This is a genomic window from Psychrosphaera sp. F3M07, from assembly GCF_018860345.1.
Taxonomy (GTDB): domain Bacteria; phylum Pseudomonadota; class Gammaproteobacteria; order Enterobacterales; family Alteromonadaceae; genus Psychrosphaera; species Psychrosphaera aquimarina.
The window spans coordinates 1-16,344 of the sequence record NZ_JAHKPJ010000003.1 but is presented as its reverse complement, the minus strand read 5'-3'; the positions used below and the strand labels follow the sequence as shown (position 1 = coordinate 16,344).

The 16,344-nt window shown below is 39.0% G+C and carries 14 protein-coding genes; 7 read left to right on the top strand and 7 right to left on the bottom strand.

Annotation, left to right across the window (positions count from 1 at the left end; translation table 11 throughout):
* Positions 1-99: 99 nt before the first annotated feature.
* Positions 100-627, bottom strand: a complete 528-nt coding sequence (locus tag KO505_RS01130) for a DUF2058 domain-containing protein (RefSeq protein ID WP_216053602.1) — start codon at positions 625-627, stop codon at positions 100-102.
* A 150-nt stretch (positions 628-777) separates the two neighbouring features.
* Between KO505_RS01130 and KO505_RS01125 the strand changes: the two genes are divergently transcribed.
* The 4 genes from KO505_RS01125 to KO505_RS01110 all read left to right on the top strand — a co-directional run bounded on the left by KO505_RS01125 (position 778) and on the right by KO505_RS01110 (position 5,339).
* Positions 778-2,637, top strand: coding sequence for a M14 family metallopeptidase (locus KO505_RS01125; protein WP_216053601.1), 1,860 nt, complete (start codon positions 778-780; stop codon positions 2,635-2,637).
* Positions 2,638-2,870: 233 nt separating this feature from the next.
* Positions 2,871-3,113: a type II toxin-antitoxin system Phd/YefM family antitoxin gene (locus tag KO505_RS01120; protein WP_216053600.1), complete on the top strand. Its 243-nt coding sequence runs from the start codon at positions 2,871-2,873 to the stop codon at positions 3,111-3,113.
* A 7-nt stretch (positions 3,114-3,120) separates the two neighbouring features.
* A complete protein-coding gene (locus KO505_RS01115) occupies positions 3,121-3,420 on the top strand; it encodes a type II toxin-antitoxin system RelE/ParE family toxin (RefSeq protein ID WP_216053599.1) in 300 nt (99 codons plus the stop codon).
* A gap of 284 nt (positions 3,421-3,704) precedes the next feature.
* Positions 3,705-5,339, top strand: coding sequence for an amidase (locus KO505_RS01110; RefSeq protein ID WP_216053598.1), 1,635 nt, complete (start codon positions 3,705-3,707; stop codon positions 5,337-5,339).
* A gap of 259 nt (positions 5,340-5,598) precedes the next feature.
* Here the strand turns inward: KO505_RS01110 and KO505_RS01105 are convergent, their stop codons facing one another.
* On the bottom strand, positions 5,599-6,708 hold the full coding sequence (locus KO505_RS01105; protein ID WP_216053597.1) for an N-acetylmuramoyl-L-alanine amidase-like domain-containing protein: 1,110 nt from the start codon (positions 6,706-6,708) through the stop codon (positions 5,599-5,601).
* A 616-nt stretch (positions 6,709-7,324) separates the two neighbouring features.
* On the opposite strand from KO505_RS01105, the gene KO505_RS01100 reads away from it, so the two are divergent.
* From KO505_RS01100 to KO505_RS01090, 3 genes are all read left to right on the top strand, one after another.
* Complete coding sequence (locus KO505_RS01100; RefSeq protein ID WP_216053596.1) at positions 7,325-8,674, top strand: SH3 domain-containing protein; 1,350 nt, start codon at positions 7,325-7,327, stop codon at positions 8,672-8,674.
* Positions 8,674-9,747 (top strand): hypothetical protein, encoded by a 1,074-nt coding sequence (locus KO505_RS01095; protein ID WP_216053595.1) that lies wholly within the window; start codon positions 8,674-8,676, stop codon positions 9,745-9,747. The genes KO505_RS01100 and KO505_RS01095 overlap by 1 nt, the downstream gene beginning before the upstream one ends.
* Positions 9,748-9,830: 83 nt before the next feature.
* Entirely contained in the window at positions 9,831-10,622 is a 792-nt protein-coding gene (locus KO505_RS01090; RefSeq protein ID WP_216053594.1) for a hypothetical protein, read from the top strand.
* A gap of 120 nt (positions 10,623-10,742) precedes the next feature.
* Here the strand turns inward: KO505_RS01090 and KO505_RS01085 are convergent, their stop codons facing one another.
* The 5 genes from KO505_RS01085 to KO505_RS01065 all read right to left on the bottom strand — a co-directional run bounded on the left by KO505_RS01085 (position 10,743) and on the right by KO505_RS01065 (position 16,254).
* Positions 10,743-12,059 carry a hemolysin family protein gene (locus KO505_RS01085; protein ID WP_216053593.1) on the bottom strand — a complete coding sequence of 439 codons (1,317 nt, stop codon included), beginning with the start codon at positions 12,057-12,059 and terminating at the stop codon, positions 10,743-10,745.
* 428 nt (positions 12,060-12,487) lie between these two features.
* On the bottom strand, positions 12,488-14,590 hold the full coding sequence (locus tag KO505_RS01080; protein WP_252731580.1) for a TonB-dependent siderophore receptor: 2,103 nt from the start codon (positions 14,588-14,590) through the stop codon (positions 12,488-12,490).
* 93 nt (positions 14,591-14,683) lie between these two features.
* A complete protein-coding gene (locus tag KO505_RS01075; protein ID WP_216053592.1) occupies positions 14,684-15,127 on the bottom strand; it encodes a hypothetical protein in 444 nt (147 codons plus the stop codon).
* A gap of 185 nt (positions 15,128-15,312) precedes the next feature.
* Positions 15,313-16,020, bottom strand: coding sequence for a transposase (locus KO505_RS01070; RefSeq protein WP_216053591.1), 708 nt, complete (start codon positions 16,018-16,020; stop codon positions 15,313-15,315).
* A gap of 39 nt (positions 16,021-16,059) precedes the next feature.
* Entirely contained in the window at positions 16,060-16,254 is a 195-nt protein-coding gene (locus KO505_RS01065) for a hypothetical protein (RefSeq protein ID WP_252731579.1), read from the bottom strand.
* Positions 16,255-16,344: the final 90 nt, after the last annotated feature.

The window sequence follows — 16,344 nt, the reverse complement described above, 5'->3', positions numbered from 1 at the left end:
TAAGCTGTAAGCTGTAAGCATGAAGAAAAATAAAAAGGTTAATGTATATCTACATTAACCTTTTTAATTCACTATGAGTTAAATGTTAGTAAAACCGTATTACCACATTAAGTCGTCAGGAATGACATAATCCGCGTAAGGGTCATCTTCTTCAACTTCTTGAATTTCATTTTGTGATACTAAAACAGAGTCATCACGTAATGCTATTTTCTCAGCAACTACGCTTGGAATTACCGCGTAATCGTCAGTGCCAGTTTCACCAAAACGCACAATACTTAACAAGCCATTTGCAAGTTGACGTTGGATTTTATCCGACACGGTAAGTTTTTTAACCGCAGTACCATCGGTAAAGTTATAAGCAATATTTCCGTGGCTAGTATCCAACATGTTCATTTCTATTAATTGCTTAATTTGCGCTTGAATTGCTTTAGCTTGAGCTTGTTGTTTTATCTGCTCATTTAACTCTTTGTCTTTCGCTAATTGAGCCAAACGTTTCTCTTCGGTTGCGGCTTTAACTTCACGTTTTAAGTCGCGCGTTTTTTTACTGGCTTTTTTTGCTTTTTTCGCTTTTTTTTCGTTTGTAAGACCGGCTTGCAAAAGCTGCTCTTGTAATGACATTTGGGCCATTTGAATACCTAACCTGGCTGAATTTATGCGGATATTATCGTTTAGTTATAAATAATTTCAACAACTGTCTGTAGCTATATAAAATTAATCCCAGTTAAGGTAACGTTTATCTTATATATCCATATAAATTAGCTCAGTGGAAACTTCCCAATGAAAAGTAAATTGTTAATATTAAGTGTGCTTTCGCTCTCTTTTGTTATGCAAACTAATACCGTACAAGCCGACCCAACACTCTTGCCCCCTATCAAACAATGGCAAGGAAAAAGCTTAGAACTCGTTAAAGATAAAAGTGATAAATGGCAGACGCAGTTTGAAAAATCAAACATGTTATCTACACCAAATTATGATCAAAGTATTAAGTACATTAAAGCGTTAGCCAAGTCAGACAAGCAGTTTAATTTAACCTCAATTGGTAAAAGCCCACAAAATCGTGATATTTGGATGTTAATCGCCTCCAAAGATGGCGCTAAAACACCTGAGCAATTACAAAAAAATAAAAAGCCAACTTTGTTTATTCAAGCAGGCATACATGCCGGTGAGATAGACGGCAAAGATGCTGGTTTTATGTTGTTACGTGACATCAGCAAAAACGGTAAAGGCCACTTGTTAGACAAGGTAAATTTACTTTTTATTCCTATCTTCAATGTTGACGGGCACGAACGTTCAAGCCCACATAACCGAGTAAATCAACGTGGTCCAACAAATATGGGCTGGCGTACAACGGCACAAAACTTAAATCTTAATCGTGACTTTGCCAAAGCAGACACCCCAGAGATGCAAGCTTTGATCAGCACCATCAATAAATGGCAACCTACTTTATATTTAGACATTCATGTTACCGACGGTGAAGATTATCAATACGATATTACTTATGGTTACAACGGCGAACATGCCTATTCACCTAACATAAGTCAGTGGTTAGACACTGAGTTAACACCTGTGATAAACAGCGAGTTAAAGAAAAACGGGCATTTAGGCGGACCACTTACCTTTGGTATCGACAATAAAGATTTTGCTAAAGGGTTATTTGGTTGGACAGCCAGCCCTAGATACAGCAACGGTTGGGGCGACGCCCGCCACTTGCCTACTATCTTAGTTGAGAATCACTCGTTAAAACCTTATTTCCAACGTGTCTTAGGCACTTATGTTTTCCTAGAAACGGTAATACATAAACTTGCCACAGATGGTGATGATCTTATTGCTGCGACAGAAAAAGACATAAAACAAAAACATAAAACCTTGCCACTGGCTTGGTCTGCGGACACTGAAAATCCAGAATACATGGACTTTCAAGGTATGGAATACCAACAAGCCACTGATAAGTTAACTGGCATTAAATACGTAAAATGGACAGGCAAACCAAAAACCTACAACAAACTTCCAATTTTCTGGGCCAGAAAGCCAAGCGTTGAAGTGCAAGTACCTGAGTTTTATTACGTGCCCCCGCAACACTTAGAGGTTATACAACGCCTTACCAATCAAGGCATTCAATACAAAACGTTAAAACACCCATTAAAGCTACAAGTCACAGAACTAACTGCTAAAGATTACAGTTTTGGCAAAGTACCGTTTGAAGGCCACTTAACCGCGGATGCTAAGTTTGATACCAATAAAGTAACCAAAACCTTACCGGCTGGCACAATAAAAATATCCACCAAACAAAATTTAGGTACATTAGCCGTAACCTTATTAGACCCAAGAGCACCAGATTCATACTTTAAATGGGGCTTCTTTAACCAAATGTTCCAACAAACGGAATACATTGAAAGTTACGCCATGATCCCTTTGGCCCATAAAATGTTAAATAACGACCCTAAATTAAAACAGGCGTTTTTTGATAAGTTTGGCGAAGTAAAATCTAAACAAGTAACCGAAGTTGAATCGAAAAAAGCAGGCTCACTAGAAGAGTTATTTGCCGAAGGTTCAGACGAGAAAATGAAATGGTTATACCAACGTTCAGTGTATTACGATAACCAACACCTTAAATACCCAGTATTGTTTGAAATGTAAAAACACAGCTTAAACCAACTGATTATTTTAAAGCCTAGATATAATCTAGGCTTTTTTTGTTGGGGATGTCCCGTGCTGAAATGTTCAATAAACACTTGTAAACTCACTTTTGAGTAATAGTGAGTTTGAAGTTACTGTTAGTTAGGATTCCGCACAAACCGCACGATTTAATTAAATTGAATATTTCATGCGACGCATTATAATCTAACTCTAGACTCAACAAGGAACTGACCATGCATACATTAACAGCGAATGATGCCAAACGAAATTTTGGCGAGCTACTTTTAAGCGCACAACGTGAGCCAGTGAAAATCAGCAAAAACAGTAAAGATACTGTCGTTGTCATGTCTATTAGAGATTTTGAAGAACTGGAAGAGATGAAGGTAGAATACCTTAAGCATTGCTTCAAGTCAGCTAAGGAAGACTTAAACAATGGAAACGCTGTTGATGGCGAAAACTTTCTAAATTCGCTTTAACTAACTTATGCAAAAGAATAAATATAAGTTAAGTAACTTAGCGCAGTCTCACTTACGAAAAATAAAAACCTACACCGTTGAAAATTACTCGGAGTTGCAGTGGTACAACTACAAGAATACTCTGCTATCAGTATTTCAGATGTTAGCCGATAACCCGGAGATAGGAAGAGGCTGCGATGAAATCTACCCAAATGGCTTATATTTCCCTGTTGGAAAACACACGGCTTACTTCACCAAAGAAGACAACTTTATCTTGATCGTGGCTGTCTTAGGTCAATCACAGCTACCCCAAAATCACCTGAAGTAACTTTACCTTCATCCTAGAAATAACCAAAACAATGGGGCTGAGTCATTGATTTTATATTCACGTTATAAGTAAACTCATTTTAGGTGCAGAAAAGTGATCGCTTTTCAATTAACTCGAAGCTGAACTCTCGCAACTAGCTTCTCCTGCCTTTGCTATTCCTTCCAGCTAATGGCGAAGCCATTCTTCCAGCTTATAGCTTTATTCACCTTATTACATCTTGCAATGATATTGATATCTCCATAATGTAGTCGCTCTTGTAGGTTGAACTAATGTGAATAAAAACAATGAAAAAACATCTTATACTCGCCTTAACTACCGGGCTTTCGCTAAGTGCTTGTTCCCCATCTGACCAAAGTGTACTAACGGAACAAACATCACCATCGGTTGTTGATTATCAAGCAAAAGGGATCATCTCTAAATCGTTACCTGAGATCGTAGAAGCGTTAAATAATGGAGAAATTAGCTCTGAAGCGCTGGTTACTCTCTACCTTGATCGTATCGAAGCTATCGACAAACAAGGGCCACGTTTGCAGGCTGTGCTTAATGTTAACCCTGACGCTTTAATTTTAGCTAAAGAACTAGATGTCATGCGTGCAAATGGGGTAATTAAAGGGCCATTACATGGAGTTCCTATTTTACTAAAAGACAACATTGAAACGTTAGATAACATGCCAACAACCGCAGGTGCATTAGCGTTAAAAGATAATATTACCCATAGAGATAGTCCATTAGTGGCAGGTTTACGTGCCCAAGGAGCAATAATTCTGGGTAAGACCAATTTAAGTCAATGGGCTAATTTCCGTTCTGAAGGTTCTATGAGCGGTTGGTCTGCATTGGGTGGCCAAGTTAGAAATCCACATATGCTTGATAGAAATCCTTGTGGATCAAGTTCAGGATCTGGTGCCGCAACGGCTGCATCATTAGCTGCGGGTACTGTGGGAACTGAAACTAACGGCTCTATTATTTGTCCCTCCAATGCCAATGGTATTGTCGGTTTCAAACCTACTGTGGGTATTGTTCCACAGCAGCACATTATTCCTATTTCTGAATCACAAGATACGGCAGGACCTATGACTAAGTCCGTTAAAGGTGCAGCCATGTTAATGAATGCCATGGCGACGACGACGCCTGATATTGATTACACGTCAGGCTTAAACGCTAACGCACTTAAAGGCGTACGTGTCGGGGTGCTTAATTTTGCCAAAGGCTCCTCAAGTCAAATAATACAACGCTTTGACACTGCCTTAGCCGATTTAGTCGCAGCTGGAGCCATTTTAGTTAACATTGATCAACGCCCCAAAGCACCAGAGGGGTTAGGAAAAATGAGTTATGACTTACTAAAATATGAGTTTAAGGATGGCATAAATACATATCTTGCCTCAACGTCTTCTCAACAAGTACCCGTTAGAACATTACAAGAACTCATTGACTTTAACCAAGCCAATTCAGATATTGAACTGGCTTTGTTTGACCAAAGTATTTTTGTTTCATCACAATCCATGGACGCACTTGAAAGTAAGGCTTATAAAACGGCTGTTGCTAGGGTGCAAAAAGCAACTCGCGAAGACGGGGTAGATAAACTATTAACAGAGCATAACGTCGACGTACTTATTGCCCCTTCAGGTCCTGTCGTGCCAAGAGTTGATGCTATTAACGGAGATGTTTGGCCAAATAGCTGGCCTGGATTTGGCTCTTATGCAGCTCAAGCAGGTTATCCTCATGTGACTGTCCCTATGGGTGATATCAATGCGTTATCGGTGGGTGTATCTTTTATTGGAACTAAATTTACCGACGCCGACCTGCTTGGGTTTGCTTACGCCTATGAGCAGCAATCACAACGACGAATTGAACCTCGTTATTTAGCCAATGCTGAAGATATTCCAGCCATCGCAGACGCGATGAAAGCTAAAAGTCACTAAACACTATATTTTACGCACACATTACACAGAATCACCGCACTCTTTATATAGAGCTAATATTCCTTGAGCTGGTGCACGCTCAAGGAATAATCTATTTATAGCTAAAATATGTGTGCGGCTGACCTCCCGCAATACGACTAAATAACTAGCCTTATCAGGCGTCTCTCACCTACCAAACAATACTTGGTTTTAACCGCCTAGAGCCGATTATATTATCCAATTTTCTCAACCATTACCTGATTGGTTATTTGGTATCACTTTACTCAGATTCCTCTAAAGTCTCTTCTATCTGGGCTTTTTTAGCTTGTTCACGCATTAGTGCTAACTTATTCTTAACTTGTTCTTTTGTTAAGTATTCATATTTTCGATTTAACATCATGATAGGAGGCACATTACCATCAAATTTGGCTTTCAAATTATCATTTGCAGTTTCATGTAATCGAAGGACTTTAAAACCTACGGTTGCCGTTCTACCTTCAGCAAAGCGTTCTGGGGTCTCAGCTAAAAACGATTCTGCCATTTCCAACAGGCCTTCTTTACGCACTGCCGGGGATGCAGAGTGGATGACATTTACTTTACCATTGTCTTCCACTTTAATGATGCCAACATGCCCTACCCAAGCTCCTTTACCTGTACTTCTTACTAAGTTAACAAAGTCGCCGGTTTGGAGGTATTGAGCAATAGCAGGTATATGTTCGTTGGGTACATAAGTTTCAACCGTTTTGACATTATTTTGAGGTACATTGATACCAAACTGTTTCGCAAAAAAGCGCTCTTTATTGATTGTTTGTTCATAGGTTTTTATTGTGTTTTCGCCACCAATTGCACTGATATCTTCTACCAACCAATTGTTATTTCTATTCCAATCATATTCAGTAAAATGATTACGTGTTACGACTCCAACTTCACCGTTATTGTAACGAATGTGTTGTAAAGTTTTAAAAAAATCGCCCCAATTATCAGTTAATCCCATGGCATAAGTATGTTCTACAAAAACGACACAATCACTTTTACTCAGTTCAAAAAGAGGTTGCGAGTCATAAGGTTCAAATGGCGCTTCGCCCAATAGATATAACTCGTATGGTTGGCCAATGTTTTTTTCAGCTATTCTGCCGATCCGCTTGCGTAAATCAGGCTCTTGCTCATGTAATATCCGTAAATATTGATCCGTCTGACGAGGTGACAATTGATATAATTGAGACGTTTTAATCACTCTAAATTGCTGCTCTGTAATGCCAACCTTAGCAGCAATACTTACTTCTTCATCGGTAAGAGAGACAGGTTCAGGCAAGCTAACGCAACCCGTTAATATAACGCTTAGCGTTATTAAAGCAGAAAATTGTTTAATCAGTTGTTTCATATTATCCATTCGATATTTCTCTTATAGCTGCCCGTATCAAAGATTCGGTAGGAGGAGTTAAAAGCATTACAAACTCAACTATTTCAAATTAACAAGCAAAATACAATTAATTATTCCAATTAAATTAAACATTGAAATTTAATATTCCAGACTTGCGACTCGATACTTTTATTAGATAAAAATTTCATCCCATCCAAATAAACCTTCAAGTTATTGTTATTAATATACTTTATACATTTCATTACTTGTAATAATGGTCGGCAGCACAAAATTTGCACAAAAAATACTTATCCTCTGCGAGAGTTTGTACAATTAATACCCTAATTTTGGCTCTGAGTTCGATTGTCTCATTGAACTCTGGTTATAAGTTCTTCAACTTATGATTAGAGCATGTTGCTCATTTTACTATCGACTTTTTGTTTTATATTTTGGTCAATCGAATCGTTATACGTACATGTTGTGTCTAGATATGTAATAAAGGGAAAGGAAGAATAAAAGGGAAATTAATATAAAGATGAATTGCTGATTTAGTTTTTTGAATCCTAAAAAGTCAGTTAAATGTAATGCCACAAGCTCATTTAACAGGGACATAAATAACAATAACAATATAAAATTAGGAATTATTATGAAAAAAAAACTCGACTTATCCTTTATTGCAGCAAGTCTATTGCTGACAACTGGATTTAGTGCCAACGCCGCGCGAACATGTGACTCTATAGAGGTTACAGCTTCAGCTTTAAATGTGAGAACAGGTCCTAGCACAGGAAACTCAATTGTTGGCAGTATTCAAACAGGCGAAAAATATGTAAAAACCAACACGACGGGCGACTGGGCAGAGATCTGGTTTGATGGCTCAAAACGTTGGATCTCAGCAGCAGCTTACACCAATTCAATCACAGCAAATTGTGCAAAAGTCACGGCTGGTACGTTAAACATACGTACGGGAGCTGGCTCTGGCTACAGTATTGCCGGCACAGTGCCGCAAGACTCTTTATGGGTATTAGCAGGCAATACATCTTCTGGCTGGGAACAGATCTACTTTGACAGTGAATTGCGCTGGGGCTATTCCACATATTTAGACACCACGGAAGACACACCTCCTCCACCAATTTCGGTTTCAAACTTTGTAATCAATAATGATGATACTTCAACTGATAATCAGTTTGTTTATATTTCAGCAACCATCAATGATGGGAGCGCAACCGAATTTATGATGAGTGAATTGTCCGATTTTTCTGATGCAAATTGGGTCACGTACACTGCTAACCCTAGTTTCTCATTATCTGCGGGTAACGGAACTAAAACCTTATATTATCGAGTAAAAGATTCATTAGGTCGTGTGTCTGAAAGTGTTTCAGATACTATTGTATTAGACATCCCACCACCAGTAACCGTTAGGACCATTAATGCTACTGATTGGTTTGATGAATACCGAGTGCAATTTGGCAGCATGTCTCAAAGCCAAGTTGACGGTATGAATTTCTTGATTGCCAATATGGAAAATGACCAAGAAGCCGCGTACACCAATTTAACGGTTTACCAACGTCAAATGGCTTATTTATGGGCGACGGTAAAACATGAAGTTGCCAATACCTATATGCCAATAACTGAATATGGAAATACTTACTGTGTGAATTATAGTGGCGGTTGTACTTATAAAGGCCGTGGTTATGTACAGCTAACTCATGACTGGAACTACACAAATATGACACCACACGTAAATAGCATTTTGGGTATTAACGTTGATTTATATGCAAACCCAGAGTTAGCTTTGGATCCTGACATTGCATACACAGTCATGTCATATGGGTCATTTAATGGTGTTTTCACTGGTCGATCTATTGGTCAATACATCTATTCTGGTACGACCGACTACTGGAATGCTCGTCGTGTTATTAACGGCACTGACAAAGCCTCACTTATTCAAGGCTACGCTCAGAAATTCCAAACCATAATGGAAGCGTCGACTAACTAATGGCTAGTTTGTTTGATATGTTGTCACCAAAGGCTTTAGGGCCTTTGGTGATTGCTGCGTTAGTAGGCGCAGTCGGGGGCTATTTTTTAGCAAGTACTAACTCAACCAATAATTCTGAGGTATTGACTCAGCAGCCTATATTGGCTGAGCATAATCAAAGCAAACAACAAATCATGGCAGGACCTCACCAAACGGTGATTAACAGCAGTAAATCTAAAGCCAAAGAGACAAGCGTAAAACAAGACAATGAAATGGCTCCTGAAGGTATTTTTTACAATGCGGTTAATGATGATCTTGAAATAGCTATAGCATCATTACAACTTTTACCTGAGCTAATTTCCAATAAAGACTTTAAGAGTATTGCAAAATTCAAACAAACTCTTCTTTCTTTAGCAAAAGGCGATAATGAGATATTGGATCAGTTGTTATTTTCGTTTCAACAGCAGATTGATAATGAAGATATAAAGTATGAATTACTGCAAATTTTAACCAAAATTAAAGACCCTAAAGTTGAAACTTTTGCTCAGGAGTTGGCTTTATCAAATGATAGAAATGACAAACTTACAGGATTGGAGTTACTAGCCGATTTGGGCGTTGCCAACCAAGAAACCATGAACATTGCATTAGATTCACTGCATGACAGTACTGCCGACCCGCAAATACTGCAAACGGCGATGAGAGCAATGCCAGACATGCTGATCTCAAGTGAACAAAACAGAGAGATATTAACTCGTTTAGAAGAGTTAAGTCAGCATCCGGAAGAATCGGTCCGCAGTGAAAGTCTGTTCTCTATTGCAAAACAAGCAAAAAATGAAGAACAGCTAACCCCTTTATTAAATGCAATGCAATCAGGAAGCATCGACGAGAAGATCAGTGCGGCCATGGCCATTGAAAAAAGCACAGTAAGAGGAGACAATTTAAAATATGCGTTGTTAAACGAAGTGAAAAATATGAATGGTTTGCCAGAAGTAAGGGCAATGGCAGCAAGTTCGTTAAAACGATTTAGCTTATCTTCCAGTGAACTAAGCGTACTGGAAAGTTATCGTTCGTCACTTTCTTGGAACGCAGGGTGATCATTTATCCTTGCCGACATCAATCCATTAACACTATGATGTCGGCAACATTCCAATTCAATCTAAGTTTAGAACGGAGCATCATGATCAAAACTATAATAATTGCCACGTCTTTGATTGTATTACTATTCTCAAGCTCTCTTAGGGCGACCAACTCTGGTGATTTGACTTTATTGTTAGAAAAAGCAACCAGTGTTAATTATCAAGACATACAACACGCCCGGAAAATAGCGACTAAGTTAAACCAACAAGCGTGTCATTCCGAACAAGTACTTACTTTAGTTTTAAATGCTTTGCAACAAAGTCCCAACAACACATTATTTGCAAAGTATCTTTTGCCAGATCTAGCATTAAACCCAAGTAAAAAAGTAACTAATACCGCTCTAATGTTGTTGACGTCCAAACAACCAAACGACCAGTTGATCGGTTTAGAAATGATCTCAAGCAGGAAGATAAATAACTCAGACGAAAAGGAAGCGTTACTGATTGCTCTATTTAATTTATTCGATGTTATGAGTAATGAACAAGTCATCGATAATGTATTTGGCTTATTACAATCACAATCATTTTCCAAGGATTCTTATTTCCGACTTGCCCAAGCCTTGCAACCTTTATGTAAGCACCCAAATGAATCAATTCGCAGCAATAGCTACTTTGCAATAGCGCGTTTTGCTCAAGATGAGCATCAATTACTATGTATAGTTGACACATTAAAGACACAAAATAATGTCCTTAAAACCAGTGCCATCATGGCTCTGTCGCAATCCAATGTCAAAGGTTCAACTATAAAAGATGCGCTAAAAGCATTTGCCAATGACCAGAGTCAATCACAGGAAAATCGCGCTAGCGCAAGACAAATTTTAACGTCATATTGAATAGGATGCCGAATAAGGGATGTTGTTCTCAATTAGAATAACGAGAAAGCGTTGAGAAGGTGAAACTTGAGCGTTCACATAAATACGGACACATTTATGTGTCCGTTTTACTAAAAAGGCTTAAGAACCCTCGTTTGTCTCAATTGTTACTGCCGTAGGTTCACTCAGGCGTGTGACTAACAGCTGCTCGACTCTGATGCCATCTACATCTATGGCTTCAAATTTATAACCGTCGTGGATCACATAATCGGTGCGTTTTGGTAGACGTTTCATCGTATAGATCAGGAATCCGGCAAGGGTTTCATACTGATTATCGTTAGGAAATACATCTATATCTAACAACTTCATTAGGTCGACTATCGGCGTCACGCCATCCACTAACCAAGAATTGGCATCACGCTGGACTATTTGCTCTTCGCCGTGAATGGTCACTAAGTCCCCCATAAAACTACTCATCAAGTCTTTTAACGTCACTAAACCAACTACCATAGCGTATTCGTTAACCACGATAGCAAAAGGCTGCATCGCAGATTTAAACTCGTTAAGTGCTTCCGACAGTGTTAGGGTTTCTGGTAAGTAAAACAGTTCAGTTTGGAGCATGCTGTCTTTCAAATGAGCAGATTCACCTTTTAGCAGTTGGCGTAAAATCTGTTTCGACTCGACCGAACCAACAACTCTATCCAACTGACCGTCACACACTAAGAAGTTATTGTGCGGGTGCTCTAAAATCTTGGCACTAATAGTTTCGCTGTCATCTTTAATGTCAAAATAGACGATGGCGTCTCGTGTAGTCATTGCAGTTGGCAAGGTACGGCCCTCAAGTTCGAACACATTGCCTAGCAGTTGGTATTCCTGTTGCTGTAACGATCCGTGTTCAGCCCCCGCGTCCATCATGGCAACGATGTCTTCGGTAGTAACCACGTCTTCTCGTACCATAGGCATCTTAAAAATACGTAATACTAAATTAGTGATGCTATTGAATAGCATTACCAGCGGCGTTAATGCATAGGTGATAACGTTCATCAGCCCAACAACTTTTGCCGCGACAACTTCTGGCATGATCATGGCGATGCGTTTTGGCAATAAGTCCGCAAACAATATGAATAACGATGTGATGGCTAAGAACGACAACAAGAAACTAATTTGCTCAGCCATAGGCCCAGAATACACCAGTGCTACTAACTCAGATGTATAAGGGGTTAAGGTTTGTTCACCAATGATACCGCCTAAAATAGCGATGGCATTAAGGGCGATTTGGATCATAGCGAAGAAACTACCTGGCTGCTCTTGCAAGCGAAGTACGGCTTCGGCTTTGTCATCACCTTCATCGGCCATAACTCTTAATTTGATTTTCCGTGAAGCAGCAATGGAAATCTCTGACATAGCAAACAAGGCACCAAAGAATATCAAAATGGCAATGCCGAATAAGTCACTCATGTTTTACTCCAGTTCACGGTTTGACAGGGCGTCAACCATCGTCTTGCTTGATTAAAAAAGCGCGCAATTATTATTCAATATTAGTTAGACAGCAACCGTTTTATCATTAATAATTGAAAATAAAAATACCCATTTAAAATCAACAACTTAAATAACTTTAACAATCTTACATTAGGTCATATTCTGTATCAGCAGCACGGTCTTTAGTCTTGGTGCAATTCAAAACCGAATAAATGGGTACACCGCATTACGAGTTAGTTGTATTTATTACTCCAGACCGATATTACACGATGTTAATATGAGTAACTGGAACCGACATTAAAAACGACAAAGGCCCCATAAGGAGCCTTTATAAATACTACTAAGAGATTCTCATTTTTTTCAGCGATTACTAAAAATTAACATCACCCTATTCCAAAAACTTAATCCTACTCCCCAAACTTAACCCTAAAGCCAGCATTAACAGTAAAACCATCATTTCTTGACCAGATATCAGTTGTCCATCGACCACTTGGTGCTTGGCTTGGTAACAACAAAGAATAGTCTTTGGTTTGTCGTATATTTAATAGGTTTTCGGCGTTAACAAACCAACTAATCTTGCCAATGGTTATTTGCCCTAACAAACCTAAATGCCAATATGGTTTACTTTTTTGTAGGTAAGGATTGTTTTCCAGTTCTTGTGTTCCTGTGTAATAGGCTTCAAAGCCAACCATAAAACGACCATGCTGTTCCCACATAACTACGCCACCAGCAGAGTATTTTGGCGTCAGTGCTAACGGTATTCGACTTACCCCTGTGTCATCCAATTTGCTTGCATCTGTATATAAATAACTGCCAGTGAACTTAATATCTTGCCAACGATAACGCAATAATAGTTCAGCACCTCTAATTTGCGTTTCGCCTTGTGCATTCACAATACGAACTTGTTTATCTAACGTGTTATCTTGGCTAGTATTTAAGCTGTTTAACACTTCAAGTTCAGTGACATTTTCAACATTGGAGGCAAACAGGGTCATGCTTGTTTCTACACTTCCCAACACATAACTGACGTCCATCGATGCGGTTGATGCGGTTTCTTCGTTTAAATTTTCAATTGGCGCAAGACGAGACAGTCCGGCTTCATCAATATCTTCAATAAATGGGCTTGGGGCAAAAAATCCTTTGCCGTAAGAACCGCGAATTGTCCAATCGTCTGGTTTATATAACACAGAAATACGTGGGCTCACTTGAGTGCCATATTCACTGTGCCAATCGGCACGCGTGCTTAAAGACAATGACACTTCTTCACTTGCCTCGTAATCGAGTTGTGAAAATATCCCGGGTACTTGATAAGAATAATCATGTATTGGATAGGTGTCCGAGTTGTATTTTTCAGATTGGAACGCAACCCCGACAACCCATGCCGTTTTATCTGTATAACCCGACAAACTTGATTCTATCAGTTGGCTTTGATGGCTATCATCTTCAAACATAGTGCCATATATATGTTCATGTGCTTGATCCATGGCTGAACCACGCACGTTAATGTTCATCACTTCCCCAACAGGTTTATCAAAAATAAACCCTATGTCGGTTCTTAAAGAATCTTGTGTTTGAACAAACGCATTACCATCTGGCATAGTTGAATTCCCCAACGTACCGCCGGTTCGTTGCTCTGACATTGCTCCCAAAGTCACATATAAGTTTTCCCCACTGTCACCTTGCCAATATATACGAGGGCGAACCGTAGCTCTTTTATATCCGGCCATATCAATCCAGCCATCGTCATCTAGGTCTTGCGACTCTTGATGATGCGCACCTACGGTTATTGATGCACTGGTAGATTCATTTAATGGCGTAGCAAAATATGACGTAATATCTTGGCCGTTTTTAGAGGTGACATTGACTAACACCTCACCTTCACTCTTGTTTGAGGGGGTTCTTGAGATTAAGTTAATCACTCCGCCAAGTGCAGAGCCTCCATACATTGAAGATGCAGAACCTTTGATAATTTCAACATTGGCTAAATCTGTTGGTGGTATTTGCAACAATCCAATTGAAGCTGTTTGCCCGCCATATAGCGGTAAACCGTCACTTAATAACTGAGTATAACGACCATATAAACCTTGTAGTTTTATGTTAGCACTGCCTAACGCTGGAGAAGTAGTTTGTACTCTTACGCCTCCAGTTTCTGCTACAAGCATAGAGATATTGCCCGGACGCATTAACGCTTTCTCTTGGATCTCTTCGCCATCTATTATTTCTGTGCGGGTTGCAGACTCAGTGTCTATACGCCCTAAACGCGATGCTTGAACTTGAATTCGTTCTATTTTTGCATCATGGTGCTCTTGATCATGGTGTACCTCTTGATCATCATGCTGATCTTTATGCTCAGAAGACTGCGGCTCTGGCAGTTTATTGTTGAGCTTAACCAATTGCTTCGCTTTTTGGTTCCTCTGCTCATGTATATCATTATTAGCCAGTGCTATCGCTGGAATGAGTGCTGGAATTAACATTGCGGCTACGACTATGTTTACATATTTTTTTTGCATTTTTATCTCGAACATTAGGTAACGTTTGAACAGCATTTAAGGCTGTTCAACTAGAAAATTGGAACTAGAACGCTGGAATAACCGCGTTAAATTTTATGCGGTAAAAATGGGAGGTCGGTAAACTAATGTATGAATAAAATGAGGCTGTTGCGATTGGTGGAGATGAACTAATTCACTGGTTAAAATAACATTATGGCTAACGAGATCAACATTCATGTACGTGACAGATGAACAACCATTAACCGCACATAAACAATCGAGATCGCAGCAGTCGGGATCACAACAGTCATCAGAATGATCATCTTGGTTACTGTCGAGTTTGTTTCCAATCTCAACCAGTGGTGTTTCTATTTGGGTGTTAGTTCTTAAGTCATTTGCATTAAGCTCAGTTGAGTTATTGCATGGGGTAAAAATAGTAACGGCTGTTGCTTGGCCAACAAAGGCAAACAATAAGGCGGCTATTAAAAATGTTTTTGAAATGGCTTGGAGCATAACTTTCTCTGGCATCAATACGTCTGCAATTCTACGTGTTTGCACTTAATTTGTGAACCATTACAGCAAGCATTAATGACTATTAATGCCTTATATACAGGTAAACAAAATCAATCTTGTTGCAAAAATCACACTGAGTAAAGTTATAACAATTAAGCGTCTCCGACTTCCCATTTACCACCATTAGCCTCACAACAAACCAATAGGGTCAGAGTTGTTGATTTCAAAGATTAACACTGTTTTAAATACGTTTTTGATTTTCTATCGCCACCTTTGGGAAGTGGTGAAGCTCTCCGTCCTGTTAACTTTTCAACCTCTGCTTTGAATTTATCACTCCCTAATACCCATGCCTTATCGGTTGAACTTTGAATTTCTTCTAAGGTTTTAACAGGTATTTCATTATCAAATAAAGAGTTATACGCCGCTTTACGTTCTGTTTTGTTTCCCCCTAGTGCCTGATATGCATGATGCTCTGTGAGCAGTTCAATTTTTTTACTCATTGCATTATGGTGATAACTTGACCATGGATATTCTTTTGGATGTTCGACCATATTTGCTCTTACTGGGTTTAATTCAATATAGCGACTAACTAATAAAAAATAATATTCGTTATCGACCAAGGTTGATTTATATCTACCTTCCCATAAAGTGCCAGTTCGTGAGTATGTGTAGTTAAAGTAGCGAACATAATAACGACCTAATGATTGCATTAATTTACTAACCCCTTTATCAGTTGAAGGTGTCACAAGTAAATGTACATGGTTGGTCATTAAAACGTATGCATGTACGCTAACTTTATGATGTAATGCATATGAATTGAGTTTATCAAGGTAGACGATATAGTCATCGTCAGTAGCGAAAGTCACTTGTCTGTTATTACCGCGTTGTACCACATGTTGCGGGATATTGGGTAAGTTTAACCTAGGTAATCTAGCCATCAAAAACTCCTTATTTGATAGTTAAAATCTAGTTAACTTTTATCTATTTAGCAATATTCGGTAAATCAACAACTCTGACCCCATTGATCCGACCCCATTGATCCCATATGATTTGAGTTTATTAAGGTAGACGATATAGTCATCGTCAGTAGCGAAAGTCACTTGTCTGTTATTACCGCGTTGTACCACATGTTGCGGGATATTGGGTAAGTTTAACCTAGGTAATCTAGCCATCAAAAACTCCTTATTTGATAGTTAAAATCTAGTTAACTTTTATCTATTTAGCAATATTCGGTAAATCAACAACTCTGACCCCATTGATCC